Annotated in this window: 24 protein-coding genes; 13 read left to right on the top strand and 11 right to left on the bottom strand. The window is 67.3% G+C overall.

Features of this window, described 5'->3' with window-relative positions:
* Positions 1 to 12 precede the first annotated feature (12 nt).
* The 9 genes from sufB (at position 13) to abc-f (ending at position 8211) form a co-directional block, all read left to right on the top strand.
* The gene (sufB, locus tag NQ034_RS01985; protein ID WP_444861097.1) at positions 13 to 1449 is read left to right on the top strand and encodes a Fe-S cluster assembly protein SufB; all 1437 of its coding nucleotides are present in this window, start codon (positions 13 to 15) and stop codon (positions 1447 to 1449) included.
* Between the two features lie 49 nt (positions 1450 to 1498).
* On the top strand, positions 1499 to 2647 hold the full coding sequence (sufD, locus tag NQ034_RS01980) for a Fe-S cluster assembly protein SufD (protein WP_257046727.1): 1149 nt from the start codon (positions 1499 to 1501) through the stop codon (positions 2645 to 2647).
* The gene (locus NQ034_RS01975; protein ID WP_257046726.1) at positions 2644 to 2976 is read left to right on the top strand and encodes a non-heme iron oxygenase ferredoxin subunit; all 333 of its coding nucleotides are present in this window, start codon (positions 2644 to 2646) and stop codon (positions 2974 to 2976) included. Before sufD ends, NQ034_RS01975 begins: the two co-directional genes overlap by 4 nt.
* Before the next feature lie 15 nt (positions 2977 to 2991).
* Positions 2992 to 3747 carry a Fe-S cluster assembly ATPase SufC gene (gene sufC, locus NQ034_RS01970; protein ID WP_257046725.1) on the top strand — a complete coding sequence of 252 codons (756 nt, stop codon included), beginning with the start codon at positions 2992 to 2994 and terminating at the stop codon, positions 3745 to 3747.
* Entirely contained in the window at positions 3747 to 5021 is a 1275-nt protein-coding gene (locus tag NQ034_RS01965; protein ID WP_257046724.1) for a cysteine desulfurase, read from the top strand. Before sufC ends, NQ034_RS01965 begins: the two co-directional genes overlap by 1 nt.
* Complete coding sequence (gene sufU / locus NQ034_RS01960; protein ID WP_257046723.1) at positions 5018 to 5491, top strand: Fe-S cluster assembly sulfur transfer protein SufU; 474 nt, start codon at positions 5018 to 5020, stop codon at positions 5489 to 5491. Before NQ034_RS01965 ends, sufU begins: the two co-directional genes overlap by 4 nt.
* A 1-nt stretch (position 5492) precedes the next feature.
* Positions 5493 to 5828, top strand: coding sequence for a metal-sulfur cluster assembly factor (locus NQ034_RS01955; RefSeq protein ID WP_257046722.1), 336 nt, complete (start codon positions 5493 to 5495; stop codon positions 5826 to 5828).
* A gap of 122 nt (positions 5829 to 5950) precedes the next feature.
* Entirely contained in the window at positions 5951 to 6616 is a 666-nt protein-coding gene (locus NQ034_RS01950; RefSeq protein WP_257046721.1) for a ribonuclease H family protein, read from the top strand.
* A complete protein-coding gene (gene abc-f, locus NQ034_RS01945) occupies positions 6613 to 8211 on the top strand; it encodes a ribosomal protection-like ABC-F family protein (RefSeq protein ID WP_257046720.1) in 1599 nt (532 codons plus the stop codon). The genes NQ034_RS01950 and abc-f overlap by 4 nt, the downstream gene beginning before the upstream one ends.
* An 81-nt stretch (positions 8212 to 8292) precedes the next feature.
* Here abc-f and NQ034_RS01940 read toward each other — a convergent pair whose 3' ends face one another.
* The 9 genes from NQ034_RS01940 to NQ034_RS01900 form a co-directional block, all read right to left on the bottom strand.
* Complete coding sequence (locus NQ034_RS01940) at positions 8293 to 8703, bottom strand: hypothetical protein (protein ID WP_257046719.1); 411 nt, start codon at positions 8701 to 8703, stop codon at positions 8293 to 8295.
* A 23-nt stretch (positions 8704 to 8726) separates the two neighbouring features.
* The gene (locus tag NQ034_RS01935; protein WP_257046718.1) at positions 8727 to 9476 is read right to left on the bottom strand and encodes an ABC transporter permease; all 750 of its coding nucleotides are present in this window, start codon (positions 9474 to 9476) and stop codon (positions 8727 to 8729) included.
* A 1-nt stretch (position 9477) separates the two neighbouring features.
* Entirely contained in the window at positions 9478 to 10212 is a 735-nt protein-coding gene (locus NQ034_RS01930) for an ABC transporter permease (protein WP_257046717.1), read from the bottom strand.
* Positions 10213 to 10223: 11 nt separating this feature from the next.
* Positions 10224 to 11132, bottom strand: a complete 909-nt coding sequence (locus NQ034_RS01925) for an ABC transporter ATP-binding protein (RefSeq protein WP_257046716.1) — start codon at positions 11130 to 11132, stop codon at positions 10224 to 10226.
* 124 nt (positions 11133 to 11256) lie between these two features.
* On the bottom strand, positions 11257 to 11928 hold the full coding sequence (locus NQ034_RS01920) for a response regulator (protein WP_257046715.1): 672 nt from the start codon (positions 11926 to 11928) through the stop codon (positions 11257 to 11259).
* Positions 11925 to 13151 carry a sensor histidine kinase gene (locus NQ034_RS01915; RefSeq protein WP_444861096.1) on the bottom strand — a complete coding sequence of 409 codons (1227 nt, stop codon included), beginning with the start codon at positions 13149 to 13151 and terminating at the stop codon, positions 11925 to 11927. The genes NQ034_RS01920 and NQ034_RS01915 overlap by 4 nt, the downstream gene beginning before the upstream one ends.
* 177 nt (positions 13152 to 13328) lie before the next feature.
* Positions 13329 to 14315 carry an SURF1 family cytochrome oxidase biogenesis protein gene (locus tag NQ034_RS01910; RefSeq protein WP_257046713.1) on the bottom strand — a complete coding sequence of 329 codons (987 nt, stop codon included), beginning with the start codon at positions 14313 to 14315 and terminating at the stop codon, positions 13329 to 13331.
* A gap of 1 nt (position 14316) precedes the next feature.
* Positions 14317 to 14541: a hypothetical protein gene (locus tag NQ034_RS01905; RefSeq protein ID WP_257046712.1), complete on the bottom strand. Its 225-nt coding sequence runs from the start codon at positions 14539 to 14541 to the stop codon at positions 14317 to 14319.
* Positions 14538 to 14930 (bottom strand): DUF3099 domain-containing protein, encoded by a 393-nt coding sequence (locus NQ034_RS01900; RefSeq protein ID WP_257046711.1) that lies wholly within the window; start codon positions 14928 to 14930, stop codon positions 14538 to 14540. The genes NQ034_RS01905 and NQ034_RS01900 overlap by 4 nt, the downstream gene beginning before the upstream one ends.
* Before the next feature lie 146 nt (positions 14931 to 15076).
* Between NQ034_RS01900 and fabG the strand changes: the two genes are divergently transcribed.
* Genes fabG through NQ034_RS01885 form a run of 3 tightly spaced genes read left to right on the top strand, consistent with a single transcriptional unit; the run spans position 15077 to position 17092 of the window.
* Positions 15077 to 15787: a 3-oxoacyl-ACP reductase FabG gene (fabG, locus tag NQ034_RS01895; RefSeq protein ID WP_257046710.1), complete on the top strand. Its 711-nt coding sequence runs from the start codon at positions 15077 to 15079 to the stop codon at positions 15785 to 15787.
* A 40-nt stretch (positions 15788 to 15827) separates the two neighbouring features.
* Positions 15828 to 16586 (top strand): enoyl-ACP reductase FabI, encoded by a 759-nt coding sequence (fabI, locus tag NQ034_RS01890; protein WP_257046709.1) that lies wholly within the window; start codon positions 15828 to 15830, stop codon positions 16584 to 16586.
* A gap of 26 nt (positions 16587 to 16612) precedes the next feature.
* Positions 16613 to 17092, top strand: coding sequence for a SixA phosphatase family protein (locus tag NQ034_RS01885; RefSeq protein ID WP_257046708.1), 480 nt, complete (start codon positions 16613 to 16615; stop codon positions 17090 to 17092).
* On the opposite strand, the gene serB is transcribed toward NQ034_RS01885, so the two are convergent.
* Positions 17089 to 17865: a phosphoserine phosphatase SerB gene (gene serB / locus NQ034_RS01880; protein WP_257046707.1), complete on the bottom strand. Its 777-nt coding sequence runs from the start codon at positions 17863 to 17865 to the stop codon at positions 17089 to 17091. The two genes, NQ034_RS01885 and serB, sit on opposite strands and share 4 nt — an antisense overlap.
* 10 nt (positions 17866 to 17875) lie before the next feature.
* A complete protein-coding gene (locus tag NQ034_RS01875; protein WP_257046706.1) occupies positions 17876 to 18634 on the bottom strand; it encodes a hypothetical protein in 759 nt (252 codons plus the stop codon).
* Positions 18635 to 18720: 86 nt separating this feature from the next.
* Between NQ034_RS01875 and NQ034_RS01870 the strand changes: the two genes are divergently transcribed.
* Entirely contained in the window at positions 18721 to 19506 is a 786-nt protein-coding gene (locus NQ034_RS01870) for an ABC transporter ATP-binding protein (protein WP_257046705.1), read from the top strand.
* Positions 19507 to 19508: the final 2 nt, after the last annotated feature.

Below are 19508 nucleotides of genomic sequence, written 5' to 3'. Positions count from 1 at the left end.
AGGAGGATGCTGGTGACCGAAACCACCGAATCCAATCGCATCATCGAGCTCAATCCGGAGCTCAAGGACATCGGCAAGTACGCATACGGCTGGCATGACGAACACGATGCCGGTGCCAATGCGACCCGCGGCCTGAGCGAACAGGTCGTGCGCAACATCTCCGGTATGAAGAACGAACCGGAGTGGATGCTCAAGCGCCGCCTCAAGGCCCTCAAACTCTTCGAGAAGAAGCCCATGCCCAACTGGGGCGCGGACCTCACCGGCATCGACTTCGACGACATCAAGTACTTCGTGCGCTCCACCGAGGGCCAGGCGGATTCCTGGGAGGATCTGCCCGACGACATCAAGAACACCTACGACCGCCTGGGCATCCCGGAGGCGGAGAAGCAGCGCCTGGTCGCGGGCGTCGCCGCCCAGTACGAGTCCGAGGTCGTCTACCACAAGATCAACGAGGAGCTCGAACGCCAGGGCGTCATCTTCCTCGATACGGACACCGGTCTGCGCGAATACCCGGAGATCTTCGAGGAGTACTTCGGCTCCGCGATTCCCGCCGGGGACAACAAGTTCGCCGCGCTGAACACCGCGGTGTGGTCCGGCGGCTCGTTCATCTACGTGCCCAAGGGCGTCCACGTCGACATCCCGCTGCAGGCCTACTTCCGCATCAACACGGAGAACATGGGCCAGTTCGAGCGCACGCTCATCATCGCCGACGAGGGCTCCTATGTGAACTACGTCGAGGGTTGCACGGCGCCGATCTACAAGTCGGACTCGCTGCACTCGGCCGTCGTCGAGATCATCGTGAAGAAGGACGCCCGCGTCCGCTACACGACGATCCAGAACTGGTCGAACAATGTGTACAACCTGGTGACCAAGCGCGCGATCGCCGAAGCCGGCGCCACCATGGAATGGGTTGACGGCAACATCGGCTCCAAGGTCACCATGAAGTACCCGGCGATCTGGCTGACCGGTGAGCATGCCCGCGGCGAAACGCTGTCGGTCGCCTTCGCCGGTGAGAACCAGCACCAGGACACCGGCGCCAAGATGGTCCACGCCGCGCCCAACACGCACTCCTCGATCGTTTCGAAGTCCGTGGCGCGCGCGGGCGGCCGAGCCGGCTACCGCGGCCTGGTCCATGTGCACCCCGGTGCCAAGGGCTCGTCGAACAACGTGTTGTGCGACGCCCTGCTGGTGGACAATGTGTCGCGTTCGGACACCTACCCCTATATCGACATCCGCGAGGACGATGTGTCCCTGGGCCACGAGGCCACCGTGTCGAAGGTGTCGGCCGATCAGCTGTTCTACCTGATGAGCCGCGGTCTGCCGGAGACCGAGGCGATGGCGATGATCGTGCGCGGCTTCGTCGAGCCCATCGCGCGCGAGCTGCCGATGGAATACGCCCTGGAACTCAACCGCCTGATCGAACTGCAGATGGAAGGCGCCGTGGGCTGATCGGGTTGACAGATAACCCGAACGGCAACCACTGAAGGAGACATTTTCAATGACAGAAACCCTGCAGGCAGCGGCGGAGGTCCAGGTACCTGCCGCTCGCCGCGACGCCAGAACCCGCAGCTTCGCAGTCGCGGACTTCCCCGAGATCACGGGCCGGGAGGAGGAATGGCGCTTCACCCCGGTGCGCAAACTGGCCGGGCTGTTCGCCGACGCCCCGACCGGCGGCCACCTGAAGTTCACCGAGTCACTGCCCGAGGGCGTGACGAAGGAGACCATCACCCTGGACCAGGCCCGTGAGCTGGGCATCATGGAGCCGGAGGACCGGCCGGCCGCGATCGCGGCGGCCCACGCCGGCGGCGTCCTGCACTACCACGTGCCGGCGAACACCGAATTGACCGAGCCGCTCATCGTCCACGCCGACGGCCAGGGCGAGACTGTGCACGGCCACGTGCTGCTGACCGTGGGGGAGAACTCCACGGCGACCATCATCGTCCAGCACGAGGGCGAGGCCGAGTACTCAGAGCTCGTGTCCACCGTGATCGGCGACGGCGCGCGGGTGACCTACGTCGGCCTGCAGCTGTGGGGCGACAAGGCCGTGCACCTGGGCCAGAACGACACGATCATCGGCAAGGACGCGTACTACAAGCACATCCTCATCACCCTCGGCGGTGACGTGGTCCGGTTGAACTCGAACGTCCGGTACTCCGGTCCCGGCGGCGAGGCGAAGATGCTGGGTCTGTACTTCGCCGATGCGGGCCAGCACCTGGAACACCGCACCTACGTCGACCACAACACCCCCAAGGCCGTCTCCGACGTGCTCTACAAGGGCGCGCTGCAGGGCCAGGACGCCCACAGCGTGTGGATCGGCGATGTGCTGATCCGCCCGGAGGCCCTGGGCATCGACACCTATGAGATGAACCGCAACCTGGTGCTCTCCGAGGGCGCCAGGGCGGACTCGGTGCCGAACCTGGAGATCGAGACCGGTGACATCGAGGGCGCCGGCCACGCATCGTCGACCGGCCGGTTCGACGAGGAACACCTGTTCTACCTCATGAGCCGCGGCATTCCGGAAACGGTCGCCCGCCGCCTGGTGGTGCGCGGCTTCTTCAACGAGGTCATCCAGCAGATCAAGGTCCCGGCGATCGAAGAGCTGCTCACGGCCAAGATCGAGGACGAGCTGTCCAGGAGCATGATGTGAGCCTGACCCGTGTCTGTGCTGCGGACGAACTCGCGGCCGGCGAGGCGGTGCGCATCACCTTCGGGGATGTGCCGATCTGCCTGGCCCGCGATGAGGACGGCCGCGTGCACGCGGTCGGCGATCTGTGCACCCACGGTGAGGTATCCCTGTCGGAGGGCGATGTGGAGGGCTGCACCGTCGAGTGCTGGCTCCACGGTTCCGCCTTCGACCTGCGCACCGGCCAGGCGCTCACCCCGCCGGCATTCGAACCCATACCCGTCTTCGACTGCGTCGAACAAGACGGCGACATCTACATCGATCCCGAGCCCAGCCCGGCGACGGATCACTGACATCCGAGGAGTCTCATGTCCACCTTTTCCATCCGCGACCTGCACGTCAGCGTCGAAACCGAAGCGGGTCCCAAGGAGATCCTGCGCGGGGTGAATCTCGACATCAACTCACGTGAGACCCATGCGATCATGGGCCCCAACGGCGCGGGCAAGTCGACCCTGGGCTACGCCCTGGCCGGCCACCCCTCCTACACCATCACCTCCGGCAGCGCGACGCTTGACGGCGTCGACCTGGTCAAGATGACCGCCGACGAACGCGCCCGCGCCGGCCTGTTCCTGGCCATGCAGTACCCCGTCGAGGTGCCCGGCGTGACCGTGACGAACTTCCTGCGCGCTGCCAAGACCGCGGTTTCGGGCGAAGCCCCCAAGCTGCGCACCTGGACGAAGGAACTGAGCCAGTCCATGAAGGACCTGCGGATCGATCCGGAGTTCGCCAGCCGCAATGTCAACGAGGGCTTCTCCGGTGGTGAGAAGAAGCGCCAGGAGATCCTGCAGCTCGAACTGCTCAAGCCGCACTTCGCGATCCTCGACGAGACCGACTCCGGCCTCGACGTCGACGCGCTGCGCATCGTCTCCGAGGGCGTCAACCGCGCCAAGGAGCGCACCGACATCGGCATCATGCTCATCACCCACTACACGCGCATCCTGCGCTACATCAAGCCCGATCACGTGCACGTGCTGGTCAACGGCCGCGTCGCAGAAGAGGGTGGCCCCGAACTGGCCGACCGCCTCGAGAACGAGGGCTACGACCGCTTCTTCGCGGACGCCTGATGTTCTCGCCCACCCAGCTCACGCAGATCCGCAACGACTTCCCGATCCTCGATCGGGAAGTCGGCGGGCTGCCGGTGGCGTACCTGGATTCGGGGGCGACGAGTCAGAAACCCGTCTGCGTCATCGACGCCGAACAGGAGTTCTACTCGATGCGCAACGCCGCGGTCCACCGCGGTGCGCACACCCTCGCGGTCGAGGCGACCGACGCCTATGAGGCGGCCAGGGCCACGGTCGCCCGGTTCGTCGGCGCCGCCGTCGACGAGATCGCCTGGACGAAGAACGCGACCGAGGCACTCAATGTCGTGGCGTACGGCTTCGCCAACGCCACCGCAGGGCTGGGCGGGCCCGAGGCCGAACGCTTCGTCTTGGGACCGGGCGACACGATCGTCGTCACCGAGATGGAGCACCACGCGAACCTGGTGCCCTGGCAGCAGCTGGCCCGGCGCACCGGCGCCGGACTGCGCTATCTGCCCCTGGCAGACGACGGTCGGCTGGACCTGGACGGGCTGGAGACGATCGTCGATTCCTCGACGAAGATCCTGGCCTTCACCCACGCCTCGAACGTGCTGGGCACGATCAACCCCGTGGCCCGGCTGGTGGAGCGGGCCAAGGCGGTCGGCGCCTATACGGTGCTCGACGCCTGTCAGTCCGCACCGCACTTCGCCCTGGACTTCCACGCCCTGGGCGTCGACTTCGCCGCGTTCTCCGGACACAAGCTGCTGGCGCCGACCGGGATCGGCGTGCTCTACGGGCGGGCGGAACTGTTGAACGCCCTGCCCCCGGTGCTCACGGGGGGATCAATGATCACCACCGTGACCATGGAGGACACGCAGTTCATGCCGGCCCCGCAGCGCTTTGAGGCCGGCACCCAACCCGTCGCCCAGGCCGTCGGCCTGGCCGCGGCGATCGACTACCTCACGGAGACCGGGATCGACGCGATCCACGCGCACGAATCCGAGCTGGCCGCCCGCCTGCTCGACGGGGTCGCTGGCATTCCGGGCGTCCGGGTGATCGGGCCCACCGACACAGCGGATCGCCTGGCCACGGTGTCCGTGGTCGTCGACGGTGTGCACGCCCACGACGTCGGCCAGTACCTCGATGCGCAGGGAGTGGCGGTGCGGGTGGGACACCACTGTGCTCAGCCGCTGCACCACCGCTACGGGGTGACGGCGACCACCAGGGCCAGCGCCTATCTGTACACCACCCCGGATGAGGTCGATCGGTTCACCGCCGGCCTGGCCGAGGTCCGCGGTTTCTTCGGAGTACCGCGATGAACGGGCTCGAACAGCTCTACCAGCAGGTGATCCTGGACCACTCGCGGCAGCGCACCGGCAATCTGCCGTTGACCGGGGGCGCCCCTGGGGAGTCCTTCGGGTCCTCCCACCAGCTCAACCCCGTGTGCGGCGATGAGATCACCCTGGAGGTCCACATCGGCGCAGACGGCAGCCACTCGGTGCGCTGGGACGGCGATGGTTGTTCGATCTCCATGGCCTCGGCCTCCGTGCTGAGCGAACTGGTCGAGGAATCCGCACCGGAGGAACTGGTCCGGATCGAGGCTGCCTTCTACGAGCTCATGCACTCGCGCGGCAAGGGGGAAGCCGATGAGGAACTCCTCGGGGATGCGGCGGCCTTTGTCGGAGTATCCAAGTTCCCCGCCCGCGTCAAGTGCGCACTGCTGTCCTGGGTCGCGTTCAAGGACGCGTTGCTCCAGGCTCACAGCCTGACACCCGAAGAAAGGAAGTGACATGCCGGAGATCATCGACGCACCGGCCAATGCCGACCCGGACGAGGTCAAAGAGGCCCTGTTCGACGTCATCGACCCGGAACTCGGAGTCAATATCGTCGACCTGGGGCTGGTCTACGACGTCGCGGTGGAAGAGGACAACACAGCCGTGATCTCGATGACCCTGACCTCGGCGGCCTGCCCGCTGACCGACGTCCTCGAAGACCAGATCGCCGCTGCCCTGGACGGGATCGTGCCGGCAGTGCGGGTGAACTGGGTGTGGATGCCGCCGTGGGGTCCAGAACGCATCACGGAGGACGGGCGCGAGCAGATGCGCGCCCTGGGGTTCAACCTCTGAGTCCGAATCAGGCCGCCCCGAGCGCATTCCACGCGATGCGCCCGGGGCAGCCCGCGCTGTTCCAGGTGGACGGCGTACCATAGGAGAGTTGTCCACTCCCCACACCCGAACAAGGAGACCCCGTGCTCACAGTTGCCGTCGATGGATCGGCCCTGGGCAATCCGGGACCGGCCGGCTGGGCCTGGTACATCGATGCGGACAATTGGGCCGCCGGAGGATGGCCCAAGGCCACGAACAACCGCGGTGAGCTGCAGGCCGTCATCGAGGTCCTCGAGGCGACCGCCGACACCGGTGAGGACCTGCACCTGATGGCCGACAGCCAGTACGTCATCAATTCGGTCACGAAGTGGATGGCCGGGTGGAAGCGCGAGGGCTGGAAGAAACGCGACGGCCAGGAGGTCGTGAACAAGGACCAGATGGTTCGGATCGACGAACTCATGTCCGCAGCCAAGTCCGCCGGTCGCACGGTCGACTTCGAATGGGTCAAGGGCCATGCCGGCCACCCATTGAATGAGGCGGCGGACGACGCCGCCAGGGGAGCGGCAGAGGCGTATCGGAACAAGCGCGCCCCTGACGCCGGCCCCGGTCTGGCCGGGGCACAGGCTGGGCGGCCGCGCCCGGCCGAGGCGCGACCGGACCCGGTGGACGACTCCGTCATCGTGTCCTGCCGATTGCCCCGGGAGCGCGCCGACGAGGTGATCCGGCGGGCCCGGGCCGCCGGAGTCAACCCCCAAGAAGAATTGGCCGAACTCATCGAGCTCGGCATGGAACGAAGGTATTCTCTGTGATCTCAGTCTCCGACCTCGAAGTCGTCGTCGGCTCGCGCACCCTCATGTCGGGCGTCAGCTTCCGTGTCGACAAGGGCGACCGGGTGGGCCTGGTGGGCCGCAACGGCGCTGGCAAGACCACCTTGACCCGGGTACTGATGGACGACTACATGCCCAGCAACGGGCACGTGGACAAGTCCGGGACCATCGGCTACCTGCCCCAGGACCCCCGCTCGGGCAAGCCGACCGAGACCGCGAAGGAACGCATCCTGGGCGCCAGGGACCTCGACGTCCTGGCCAAGCGGATGCGCCGCGTCGAAGAGCAGATGGCCAGCCCCGACCCGGATGTGATGGCCAAGGCGATCGAGAAGTACCCCAGGGTCGAAGCCGAGTTCGTCTCCGCCGGCGGCTATGCGGCCGACTCCGAGGCCAGTGCGATCGCGGCCAATCTGGGCATCGACGAGGAACTGCTCGCCCGCGAACTGCAGGCCCTGTCCGGCGGTCAGCGCCGCAGGGTGGAACTGGCCCGGATCCTCTTCGCCGGTCCCGACACGATGATCCTCGACGAGCCGACGAACCACTTGGATGCGGAATCGGTGCTGTGGCTGCGCGACTACCTGAAGACCTACTCGGGCGCGCTCGTCATCATCTCCCACGATCTGGACCTGATCGAGGAGGTCGTGAACAAGGTCTTCTTCCTCGACGCCAACCGGCAGGTCATCGACATCTATCAGATGAACTACCGGCAGTACCTCAAGCAGCGCGAGGACGATGAGCGGCGGCGCCGCCGCGAGCGCGCCAATGCCGAGAAGAAGGCCGATGCGCTGCTCAAGCAGGCTGCGAAGCTCGGCGCCAAGGCCACGAAGGCCGCAGCCGCCCATCAGATGGTCCACCGGGCCGAGAAGATGATGGCCGGGCTGGAGGACGAGCGGCAGCAGGACAAGGTCGCCAATCTGCGCTTCCCCGCGCCGGCCGCGTGCGGCAAGGTGCCGTTGACGGCCGATGGCCTGTCCAAGGCCTACGGCTCCACCGAGGTCTTCACCGGGGTGGACCTGGCGATCGACCGGGGTTCGCGCGTGGTCATCCTGGGCTACAACGGCGCTGGCAAGACCACTCTGCTGCGGATCCTGGCGGGCCTCGACGAGCCCGATTCCGGCACCGTGGTGCCCGGCCATGGACTCAAACTGGGCTATTACGCGCAGGAACACGAGACCCTCGACATGGACCGGACGATCCTGGAGAACATGCGCTCGGCCGCGCCCGACCTGGACGATACGGGCGTGCGGACCGTGCTGGGCTCTTTCCTGTTCTCCGGCGACGACGTCTCCAAACCCACCCGGGTGCTCTCCGGCGGTGAGAAGACGCGCCTGGCCCTGGCCACGCTGGTCGTCTCGAGTGCCAATGTGCTGTTGCTGGACGAGCCGACGAACAACCTGGACCCGGCCAGCCGTGAGGAGATCCTCTCGGCCATCCACCGCTATGAGGGCGCGATCGTCCTGGTGACCCACGACGAGGGCGCAGTGGAGGCGCTCAACCCGGACCGGGTCCTGCTGCTCCCCGACGCCGACGAGGACATGTGGAGCCCCGACTACTTGGAACTGGTCACCCTGACCTGAGGCCGAGTCAGTCAGTTTGATCAGGATCGAGCCGGGGGCGTGTGGCTTCACGGACGCACCTTACCGAAGGACGCTCCCGGGTCAGGAGCCGAAGATAAGGCTCGTGATGTAGTCGATGACGTCGTGGAGTTCGTCGTAGTCGTTGACGGCGGGGCCAGCGATGACGAGGTTCCACACGGTTGCGATGCCGGCGAGGGTCGCGAAGACGATGACGGAGGCGATGATCCCCGTGACGGCAAGGCCTGTGCCGCTGGTCGCGCCGCGCAGCCCGGTCCAGGCGACGATGATCCCGGCGCCGGCGATGAGCGCGGGGACGAACCCGACATACGGGATGAGCAGCAACAGCGGGGCGGTGAGCATCCCGCTGGCGGCGAGCACCAGGGAGATGATGCCGCTGCCCGTGGCGGATTTCTGCGGTGCCCCGGCCACTGAGGTGTTGTTCTGGTACACGTGCACGGGAAGGCTGCCCTGCGGAGGGTAGGGACTGGTCATGATGAGATTCCTTTCGAGGCGGGTCAGATGCGGGTGTCGCGGCGTTCGAGGATGACGGTCGTGAGCGCGAGGATCAGGCCGGTAAGGATGACGGTGGCGGCGAGGATCGCGGTGATGTCGCCGCCAGTGGCGGCGCCGGTGTCGACGAACGACCCGGTCCCCAACAGTGCGGTCCTCGTCGCGACGCCGTAGGGCGAGACTAGGGCCGCGTTGCCGAGAGCCATCAGTGCTGCGGTGGAGATCCCGGAGGCGACCAGGGCGATGGCGATCGGGGCGGCGAAGGAGCGCAGGAACATCGACAGCGCCGATTGCAGCGCCGCGGCAGGGATCGTCGCGACGATCAGCAGTCCGGTCACGGCGAGGTATTCGGCGGGGAGCATGCCGGGCAGCCCGAACGCGGCCTTGCCGATCACGATCACGGCGGCCAACAGGATGACCTGCATGATCGCGGTGAGCGCGGCGACGATGATGGCTTTCGCGGTGATGATATGCACGGACGAGACGGGGCCTGACATGAGTGCGTTCCAGTTGCTGCCGCGATGTTCGGGCCGCCAGACAAGGGAGCCGAGGATCGCGATGCCGATCGCGATCGGGAACAGTCCGTAGAAGCCGACGGACTGCAACCAGACGGTGTGCCACCCGTTCTCCGGGGTGCGGCCGGCGGCGAGCTGGGTGGCGGCCCCGGCGAGGACGAGGACGATGGGAAGGAACACGACGATCGGCCAAGCCAGGGAACGCTTAAGCTTGATCAGTTCGGCGGACAGGGCGCTCATGTCAGGCCTCCTGACGGTCGAAGCGGAAGGTGAGGGCAGCGAAAAGGCCTCCCACGATCACGGTGAGGGCGATGATGCTCGGGTAGGAAATTGGCAGTGCCTGGATCATCTCGCCCTGGTAGCCGGCGGCCCGGGCGAGGGCGTAGTAGCCCCACGGGGTGAGATGCGCGGCGACGGCCGGCAAGCCTTGGGAGAACACGGCGAGTATGCAACCAAGCACGCCTATGCCGAGGGCAACGAGCTGGTTCTCCACCTTCGCCGACAGCAGGATGTGCAGGGCCAGGACCGCAAGGTTGACGACGAGCATGCAGAGCGTGAATCCGGCCCAGTGTGCAAGCGGCGCCGGGGGCAGGATGCCGGCAAACACTTTCCCGAAGGCGAGAACGATGAGGCTGGAGCCGATCGTCACCGCGGCGACGATGAGCCCTAGAGCCACGAGCTTGGCTCGGCACAGCCCACCGGGGGTGATGCCAGAGGTGGATTGTAGTAGCCAGCCGTTGCCCTGGTGCTCGATGTCGGTCTGCCGGGACGCGAGCACCGCCAGCAGCAACGGGGAGATGAGAGGAATGCCGAGTGACATGCCCGCCAGCAGCGCATTCCACGCCCCCGGCGTGTCGGGGTCGAAGTCCGGGCTGGACACGACCGCGAACAGCGACAGGGCCAGTACACCGATGACCATGATCGTCGCGACGAGCCCGACTTTCAGATGCCGCATTTTGGCGAACTCGTTCGCCACGGCCCGCCCGGTCACAGTCCACCGCCTGCGGTCAGGCTCATGAACACGTCTTCGAGGGTCTGTTCTTGGCGACGTACGCCGTAAATACCAACCTTCTCGCCGACGAGGGCGGCGACGACGCCGGCGGTCTGCCGGTCGTCCAGGCCGGGTACGGCGACCTCTCCGGTCTCGGTGAGGCGTGCGCTGAACGATTGCAGGGTCACGGTGGCGGCGTGCGGGTTCGAGCAGGTGATGATCACGTCCGGGTTGGAGGCGACCAGCAGCTGGTCGCGGGAGCCCTGGAAGATCATCCGCCCGCCGGAGAGGATGCCGAGCATCGTGGCGGTCTTGTCGATCTCGCCGAGCAGGTGCGACGACACCATGACGGTCACTCCGTCGTCGGCGAGGCGGCGCAGCAGGGTGCGCATCTCCTCGATTCCGGCTGGGTCCAAGCCGTTCGTTGGCTCATCAAGAATGAGCAACCTCGGCTGCCGGGCGAGCGCCATCGCGATACCGAGGCGCTGCTTCATGCCGAGGGAGTAGTTGCGGACCTTCTTGTCCATCTGGTCCTGCAGCCGGACGGCACGGACCGCGTAGTCGATCTGCTGCCGGTTCAGGCCGAGCATCCGCTGCACCAGACGCATGTTCTCCGCCCCAGTCAGATGCGCATAGCCGGGCGGGGCCTCAATGAGAGAACCGATCCTGCCCAGCAAGTCGCGGCGAGTGGCTCGGGTCATGGGCTGCCCCATGATCTGCACCTGCCCACTGGTGGGCTGGACGAGGTTCAGCAACATCTTCATCGTCGTGGACTTCCCGGCCCCGTTCGGGCCGAGGAACCCGTACACGCTCCCGGCCGGGACGGACAGGTTCAGGTTCTCGACGACGGTGCGCTGCCCGTAGCGCTTGGTCAGATCAGCGGTGGCGAGGATCGTGGAAGACATGCCTCAACGATCCCGAAATCACGCGCCTGAATCGTCTCGCCACAGGCATATCTTCTACGTACCACTTGAGGCATACGCCAGCCGCCGCATATGCCCAAAGTCATATAGAGCAGGCCTTATGGGGTCAGCGTTCGCCAGCTTCGACCAGACCGGTCTCGTAGGCCAGAACGACCGCCTGCACCCGGTCGCGCAGGCCGAGCTTGGTGAGGATGCGGCCCACGTGCACCTTCACCGTGCCTTCCGCTAGCACGAGCTCGGCGGCGATCTCCGCGTTCGACAAGCCGCGTGCGACCAGCCGCAGCACCTCATGCTCCCGCGGCGTGAGCTTATCCAGCCGCACACCCGTCTCGTGTGACTCGGGTCGGTCGGGGCGGGAGCGGGTGAAGTGGTCGAGCAGGCGCCGGGTCGTGCTGGGCGCGACGACCGCGTCTCCGGCGTGCACGTGGTGGATCGCGGCCGTGACTTCCTCGACCGGGGTGTCTTTCAGCAAGAACCCGGAGGCACCGGCGCGGAGCCCGTCATAGGCGTACTCATCCAGGTCGAAGGTCGTCAAGATCAGCACGCCCGGGGCGTCCGGCCGCTCGCGCAGGCGGCGGGTCGCCTCGACCCCGCTCATCCGCGGCATCCGCACATCCATCAGCACCACATCCGCCTCGACACGGCCCAACAGGTCCAGGGCGGTGTCGCCGTCGTCGGCCTCGCCCACGATCTCGATGCCGGGCTGGGACTCAAGCACCATCCGCATCCCCATCCGAATCATCTCCTGGTCATCGACCAACATCACCCGCACCGTCATACCCCCTCCACTTCCCGCGGCAGCACCGCGACCACCTCGAAGCCCCCGCCCGTGCCGGGTCCTGCCGTCAGAGTGCCCTCGTGCGCGGCGACCCGCTCGCGCATCCCGACCAGGCCATGCCCGCCCGAGTCCGGCTGTACTCCAGCCGTCGGGCCGCGGCCGTCGTCGCAGACGCGCACCTCGACCTTGTCCGGCCGGTATGTCAGGGCCACGTCGACGCGGGTGAGGCCAGGGCCGGCGTGCTTGCGCGCGTTTGTGAGCGCCTCCTGCACTACCCGGTACACCGCCAGCTCCACGCCCTGCGGGAGCGGTACAGTCTCCCCGTCCAGAGTGAAGGTAACCGGCATGCCGGCCGTGCGGGACTGGGCGACCAGATCGCCGAGCTGGGCGACGCCTGGCTGCGGTGCCCGCGATCCCGGCTCGTCATCGCGGAGTACCCCGAGCATGCGCCGCATCTCCGCAAGCGCTGTCCGGCCCGTGTCCCGCACCCCGAGGATCGCCGTCTTCGCCCGATCCGGCTCCGTGTAGACCTTCGCAGCCGCCCCGTCGGACATCACCACCACCACGCTCAGGCTGTGCGAGACGATGTCGTGGATCTCCCGCGCGATCCGCTCCCGCTCGTCGGCGACCGCGATCCTGGCGTTCGTCTCTCGCTCCCGCTCCGCTTGCTCTGCCCGTTCCCGCAGGCCAGCGATGTATTGGCGGCGGATGCGCACCAGTGTGCCCCAAGTCCATACCCACAGCGTCACCACAATCAGCACGCCGAGCTGCCCCACGTCGATGAAGTCTGCGCCGAGGCGCGGAACGACGGCGACCAGCAACCATGCCAGCGTCACCACGGTTCCGGCGAGTGAGACCCACCAGAGATAGCGCGTCGCCACGTTGTAAACCGCGAACAGCAGCATCGCGTCCGCCGCGAGGATCGGCGCTCCGAGCATCAGCTGGACGCATGCGGCTGCCAGTATGACCCCGAGCACGGCAATTGGGTAGCGACGACGCAGCAGATATGGGCCGCATAACACCACAGACACGACCACCAGTCCAATAGCCGCGATAACGTCGTCGACGTAGATCGGGATGATCGGCAGGTTATAGAGAAACACACCCACCATGACGAGCAGATCCAGCAACCACGCCCGAGAGCCCAGCCACGAACCCGGCCGCAGCGCCGCACCGGGGGCGACAGAGGCACTGGGTGTGCTTACGGGTGTCGGGCCATCCATGCTTTCCAACGCTACCGCTGCAAGCTGACAGAAAAGCAAAGCACGGATACCCCGTGCTGGAGCGTTCTCGCTGCTACGACAGCCAGCACGTCCGATTCGTTCTCAGATGGAATCGGGCCCCCTGCACTCGACAGCGGGAGTCTTCGCTCGCTGTGACGGCTCATCTCCGGGCGAATCTCAGGGACGGCTGTCGTACCAGGCGTCCTCGGCCTCTTCATCGGCGCTGCGCTTGCGCCGGTGCAGACGGGTCTCCGAGGACCCGCCGAGCACGGCCTCGCCGTAGCGGCCACCTGACTGGGTGATCCGGGCGCCGGAGACCAGCGCGTCCTTGTCGATCACCTGCAGTCCGCCGGCCGCGCCTGTCTGCGCGTCCGGGGCGTCGGCACCGTAATGGCGGGAGAGTCTGACCGCCTCCTCGCGGTTCTTTCGCTCCCGCACCGCCATATAGATCAGGGCGATGACGATCATCACGCCGAAGGCGATCCACTGCAGCTGATAGGACAGGTGTGAGCCGGGGTCGGTATCCGGTTTGGCCAGGGGTGACAGCGCCGAATCGGCAGCCGGATCCTCCCGGTCGAGCTGCGCATAGGCGTGCCAGTAGGGGTCGGACAGGCCCGGGAGCCTCCGGGGGTCGATCGCCTTGAGCGTGCCGGGGGGATTGTCGTCCTTCGTCCCGTCCTGCGTGGGGCGCAACCAGCCGGTCACGGTGATGCGTCCCGGGGCCGGCTGGGGCAGCTCGGAGGCCTGGGGCAGGCCGCCGGTGTTCTTCGTGGGCAGGAAGCCGCGGACCACCAGCAGGGTGTGCCCGGTCTGCGCGCCATCGAGGCGCAGCGGGGTGACGACGTAGAAGCCGGGGGAGCCGTCCTGGCTGCGGTTGCGCGCCACGACGGTGTGTGCGGTGTCGTAGGTTCCAGTGACCCGGATATGCGACCATTCAGCCGTCGGGTCCAGCGGGGAGTCGGAGCCGGGCAGGACCGCGGACAGCTCGCCGGGGGCGGCACCGTAGTGGGCCTCGATATTGGCGATCTGCGCGTCTCTGGACTGCCTGCGGTGGTTCTGCCAGTTCGACAACAGCAGGCAGACGACGACGAGCACCAGCGCGAATGCGGCGTATCGAATCCACCGGGCGCTGAAGACGAACCGGTAATCGTGCTTGACCGACAACTCAGCCGGCTCCTTCCGGGATTTCCGTGACCGCGACCGTATCGCGCAGGAATCCGCGCAGGTCGAGGAACTGGGACAGGTGATTCAGGTGGGCCGGGCACGCCAGCCAGACCTTGCGGCGTTCGGGGGTGTGCAACCCGGGATTGTTCCACAGCAGTGCCCACTCGGCTGGTTCCCCACAGCCCTTGGCCGAACAGTGCAGCGGTGCGTCGTCGGCGGCGCTCATCGGCGGTCCTCCGGGGTTCCGGGCGGGAGGGGATTGACGATTTCACCGTAGACCACATCGTCCTCCGGCCGGCCGTCGTCCCTGCTGTGCGGGGCCGAATCGACTGGCTGCTGGGGCAGCTCGGGGGCATCACCGGAGGTGGTGAAGGCATCGGAGCGCAGGCGTTTGGCCTCGGCCCGGTTGTTCGCGATCAGCACCGCGATCCAGGGCAGGATGATCGCCAGAATCGCCGCAACCCAGCGCAACCAGCCATGGAACAGGAAGACCGCCAGGATGAAGCAGACGATGCGGGCCCCCATCGCGATGAGGTATCGCGTCTCACGCGTGCTGATGTCCTTCTCATGGGACTCCGCCGCGTCTGTGATGTTGATCGGGCTGCGCTTATTCACGTCGTCTTCGGCTCGGGTACGGTTCGCCTGCCAGCATACTCTTCCACTATGGGGTCGGGATACCGATTCGGGGCCAACCTGGGTTAGGTTTGTGTGCGAAGCCGTGTCACGGCTCTCGATCGTTTTTCTAGGGAAGGAACCATCACGTGAGTGAACCGCGCGTCGTGCTCGTCACCGGAGGCAACCGGGGCATCGGCCGGAAGATCGCAGAGGAGTTCCTGGCCGCCGGGGACAAAGTCGCCGTCACCTCGCGCAATGGGGAGGCGCCGGCCGGCGCACTGGCCGTCGCCGCCGATGTCACGGACTCGGCCTCCCTGGACGCGGCGTTCACCCGCGTCGAAGAGGAACTGGGCAATGTGCAGATCGTGGTGGCCAACGCCGGCATCACCGCCGATAACCTGCTCATGCGCATGAGCGAAGAGGACTTCGAACGGGTCGTCGACACGAACCTGACCGGAGTCTTCCGGACCGTGCGCCGCGGCATCACCAATATGATCCGGGGCCGGTGGGGCCGGATCGTGCTGATCTCCTCGGTCTCCGGCCTCTACGGTGTGCCCGGACAGGCGAACTACTCCTCGGCCAAGGCCGGCCTGGTCGGCATGGCCCGGTCGATCACCCGTGAACTGGGCGCACGCGGCATCACCGCCAATGTTGTGGCCCCCGGGTTCATCCGCACGGAGATGACCGATGAGCTGCCGGAGAAGAAGCAGAAGGAATACCTGGCCAATGTGCCCGCCGGCCGTTTCGCCGAACCCGAAGAGGTCGCCAAGGTCGTCCGCTGGATCTCCTCGGACGAGGCCGCCTACATCTCCGGCGCCGTGATCCCGGTCGACGGCGGCCTGGGCATGGGCCACTGAACCCCGATCAACCACGTACAGAATCAAAGGAGAAACTGCTATGGGAATCCTGGATGGCAAGCGCATCCTCGTCACCGGTGTGCTGACCGAATCGTCCATCGCCTTCGCCGCCGCCCGGCTGGCGCAGGAACAGGGCGCAGAAGTGATCCTGTCGTCCTTCGGCCGACAGATGAAGATCACCACGATCATCGCCGAGCGCCTGCCGCACCCTGCCACCGTCATCGAGCTCGACGCGACGAATGAAGACGATCTGGCGGCACTGCCCGAACGCCTCGGCGGGAACATCGACGGCATCGTCCACGCGATCGCCTTCGCCCCCAAGGACGCCCTGGGCGGGGTGTTCCTCGACACCCCGTTCGAGTCGGTGTCGAACGCTGTGCACGTGTCCTCGTACTCGCTCAAGGCGATCGCCGTGGCGGCCAAACCGGTGCTCAATCCCGGTGCCGCGATCGTCGGCCTGACCTTCGACGCGACCGTCGCCTGGCCGGCCTACGACTGGATGGGCGTGGCCAAGGCCGCGCTCGAATCCACCTCGCGCTATCTGGCGAAGTACCTGGGCGCCGACGGCATCCGCGTCAACCTGGTCTCCGCCGGCCCGTTGAAGACGACCGCGGCGAAGTCGATCCCCGGCTTCGAGGCCTTCGAGGACGTGTGGGGAACCCGCGCGCCCCTGGGCTGGGATCAGACGAACACCGAACCTGCGGGCAAGGCGATCGTCGCGCTGCTCTCCGACTGGTTCCCCGCGACCACCGGGGAGATGGTCCACGTCGACGGCGGCCTGCACGCCACCGGCGCCTGAGCCCACCGGCGCGGTAGAGTCGCTGCATGCCGACTCTCATCCTGGCCCGTCACGCCCACGCAGCCCACAGCCCTGGCACAACCGATTTCGATCGGCCGCTGACCGGGGCGGGGCTGGCCGAGGCGCGGCGGGCCGCCGCTTTCCTGGCCGCTGAAGCCGCCGCACCGGTCGACTACGCGGTGGCCTCGGCGGCGCTGCGGACCCTGCAGACCGGCGGGGCCGTGGTCGAGCAGGCCGGTGTCCCCGGCCTGGAGCTGGTAGCCGATACCGGCCTGTACGAAGCAGCCGTCCCGGCCTGGCTCGAGGTCATCTCCACGATTCCGGCTGAGAGCCGGTGCGCCTATCTGGTGGGCCATCAGCCCACCGTGGCGGCCACCGTGCTCACCCTGGCGCCGGCCACGGCGCTCACGGCGTTTCGGCCCAGCACCTTGGCAGTCTTCGAACTGCCCGGTTGGGACCTGGCACCGGGGGACTACCCGGTGCCGCACATCGTGGACTTCTGCTAGCAAGCCAGCCCGGTCACGGCCGACCACACGGCGCGCATATCGCGGACGTCCAGGGCCACATCGGCCACCTCGCGCAGGGCGGGTTTGGCGCAGAAGGCCACGCCCAGGGCGGCCTGACCGATCATCAGCGCATCGTTCGAGCCGTCGCCGATCGCCACGGTCCGCGCGGCGTCCAAGCCGTATGCCTCCACGAGCCGGGCCAGGGTTGCGACCTTGACGTGCTTGTCGACGATCTGCCCGGTCACCCGGCCCGTCAGCTTTCCGGCCTCGACCTGAAGATGGTTGGCCAGCACATCGGTGATGCCCAGGGGCTCGGCCAGGGCGCGCACGATCGGGGTGAAACCCCCGGAGACCAGGGCGACCCGGCCACCGGCGGCCTGCACCCGCGCCACGAACTCCGGTACCCCGGGGGTGTAGGTGACCCGCTCGGCGGTCGCGGCGAGCACGGATTCGTCCAGACCCGCCAGCGTCTGCACCCGCGCGTGCAGGGACTCGGCGAAGTCGAGCTCTCCGCGCATCGCGGCCTCCGTGACCCTGGCGACCTGCTCGCCCACCCCGGCCTGATCGGCCAGCAGGTCGATCACCTCTTCATTGATGAACGTCGAATCGACGTCCATGATGACCAGCTGCGGGGGCTGCTGGGCCAGGGCCGGCGGGATCGTCCAGACGGCGGCGTCGCCGGATGCGGCGGGTGCTGCGCTGAGTTCGGACTCCACGGTGAAAGAGGTGCCGGTGGGGGAGGTGGTGGGGATGATGCGGGAGACTCGGTACATGCCGGTCAGTCTACCGGCCGGTCGCCTGCGGCACCGTGGTCAGCACATCGGCCGCCGCGCGGTGCAGCTGGGACAGCAGTGCGCCCACCTGAGCCGGGGCGATGCTCAGCGGCGCCAGGATTGGCGACATCGATTCGTGGATGTCCAGGGCCGCGTGCACCGCGCCGACATAGCGCGGAGCCGGCAGCAGGGCCGCGATCCCATCGCGAATGGACGAACTCATATCGGCCTGCCAGTCCCGCCAAGCTGCATTGGCGATGGCCTCGGGAATGTCGGGGGTGGACTCGACGATGCGCAGCCCTGCCATCACGGTCTCGCGTAGCCGGCGGCACGCCTCTGCCGCGGTCACCACGCCCAGCCCCGCGAAGGGAACACGGGCGCAGTCGAGGACGCGCACCTCGGCGTCGGCGCCGAGTACCAGCACCGCCCTGGCCGGGCCGTAACCGCCGAAGTCCCCGGGCCCATGTGCCACGGCGACGGCGCGCGCCGCGGCGATCACGCGGGCGTGCGCAGGGTCGACCGCCGGCACGGTATACGGCAGGCTCGGGTGCACGGGAACGAAGCGCAGGGCGGCGATACCGGATCTGCGCGCCTGCCCGACCCACAGGAGCAGCCCGGCGGGTCCTCCGCCGAGCGCGTCCTCGACGACGAAGGGCACGGGGGCCTCATCGGCCAGGAACGTCTCGACGACGGAATCGGGAGAGGTTCGACCGTCCAACAGGGCATTGACCGACAGGGTCGTCAGCAGGGTTGCGAGCACGGTTTCCACAGCCGTTCAGACTACCCCGCGGCACCAGCCGATGGCACCCGCGGGGCCCGCCGGGCGTCGGGTCGGCGTGCGATATCGTAGGCACCATGACGGAAGTGCTGAAGTTTGACGATGTCCGCGTGCGCCGCGGTGACAATATGCTGCTCGACGGGATCGACCTGGCTGTCTCCGAAGGCCAGAACTGGGTGATCCTGGGACCAAATGGCGCGGGCAAGACGACCCTGCTGGAACTGGCCGCCGGCCGGATGCACCCGACCTCGGGCACCGTGCACATCCTCGAAGAGCAGATGGGCCGCGTCGACGTGTTCGAACTGCGTCCGCGCATCGGCTACGCCTCGGCCGCCCTGGCCGGGCGCATCCCCGGTTCGGAGACGGTCATCAACGCCGTGGTCACGGCCTCCTACGGCGTGTTGGGCCGGTGGGTCGAGGAATACGACGAGATGGACCTGGACCGGGCCCGCGATCTGCTGGGCGCGTTCAATATGGCCGAATTCGCCGAGCGCGCCTTCGGCACCCTGTCCGAGGGCGAGAAGAAGCGCGTCCAGATCGCCCGCGCGCTGATGACCGACCCTGAACTGCTGCTGCTCGACGAATGCGCCTCCGGACTGGACCTGGGCGGACGCGAGGAACTGCTGATGGCACTCTCGGAGATCCTGGTCGACAAGTACGCGCCCACCACCCTGATGGTCACCCACCACGTCGAGGAGATCCCCGTGGGCGTCACTCACGCCCTGCTGCTCAAGGACGGACGGGCAGTGGCCGCCGGTCCGATCGACCAGGTGCTCACGGAGGACAACCTGCACGAGACCTTCGGCTTGAATGTGGTGCTCAGCCGCGAGGCCGGCCGCTACTCGGCCCGCGCCCGCCTGTAGTC

This window comes from Brevibacterium moorei, assembly GCF_024580735.1.
GTDB classification, from domain to species: Bacteria; Actinomycetota; Actinomycetes; order Actinomycetales; family Brevibacteriaceae; genus Brevibacterium; species Brevibacterium moorei.
This window is presented reverse-complemented; position numbering and strand designations above follow the sequence as displayed.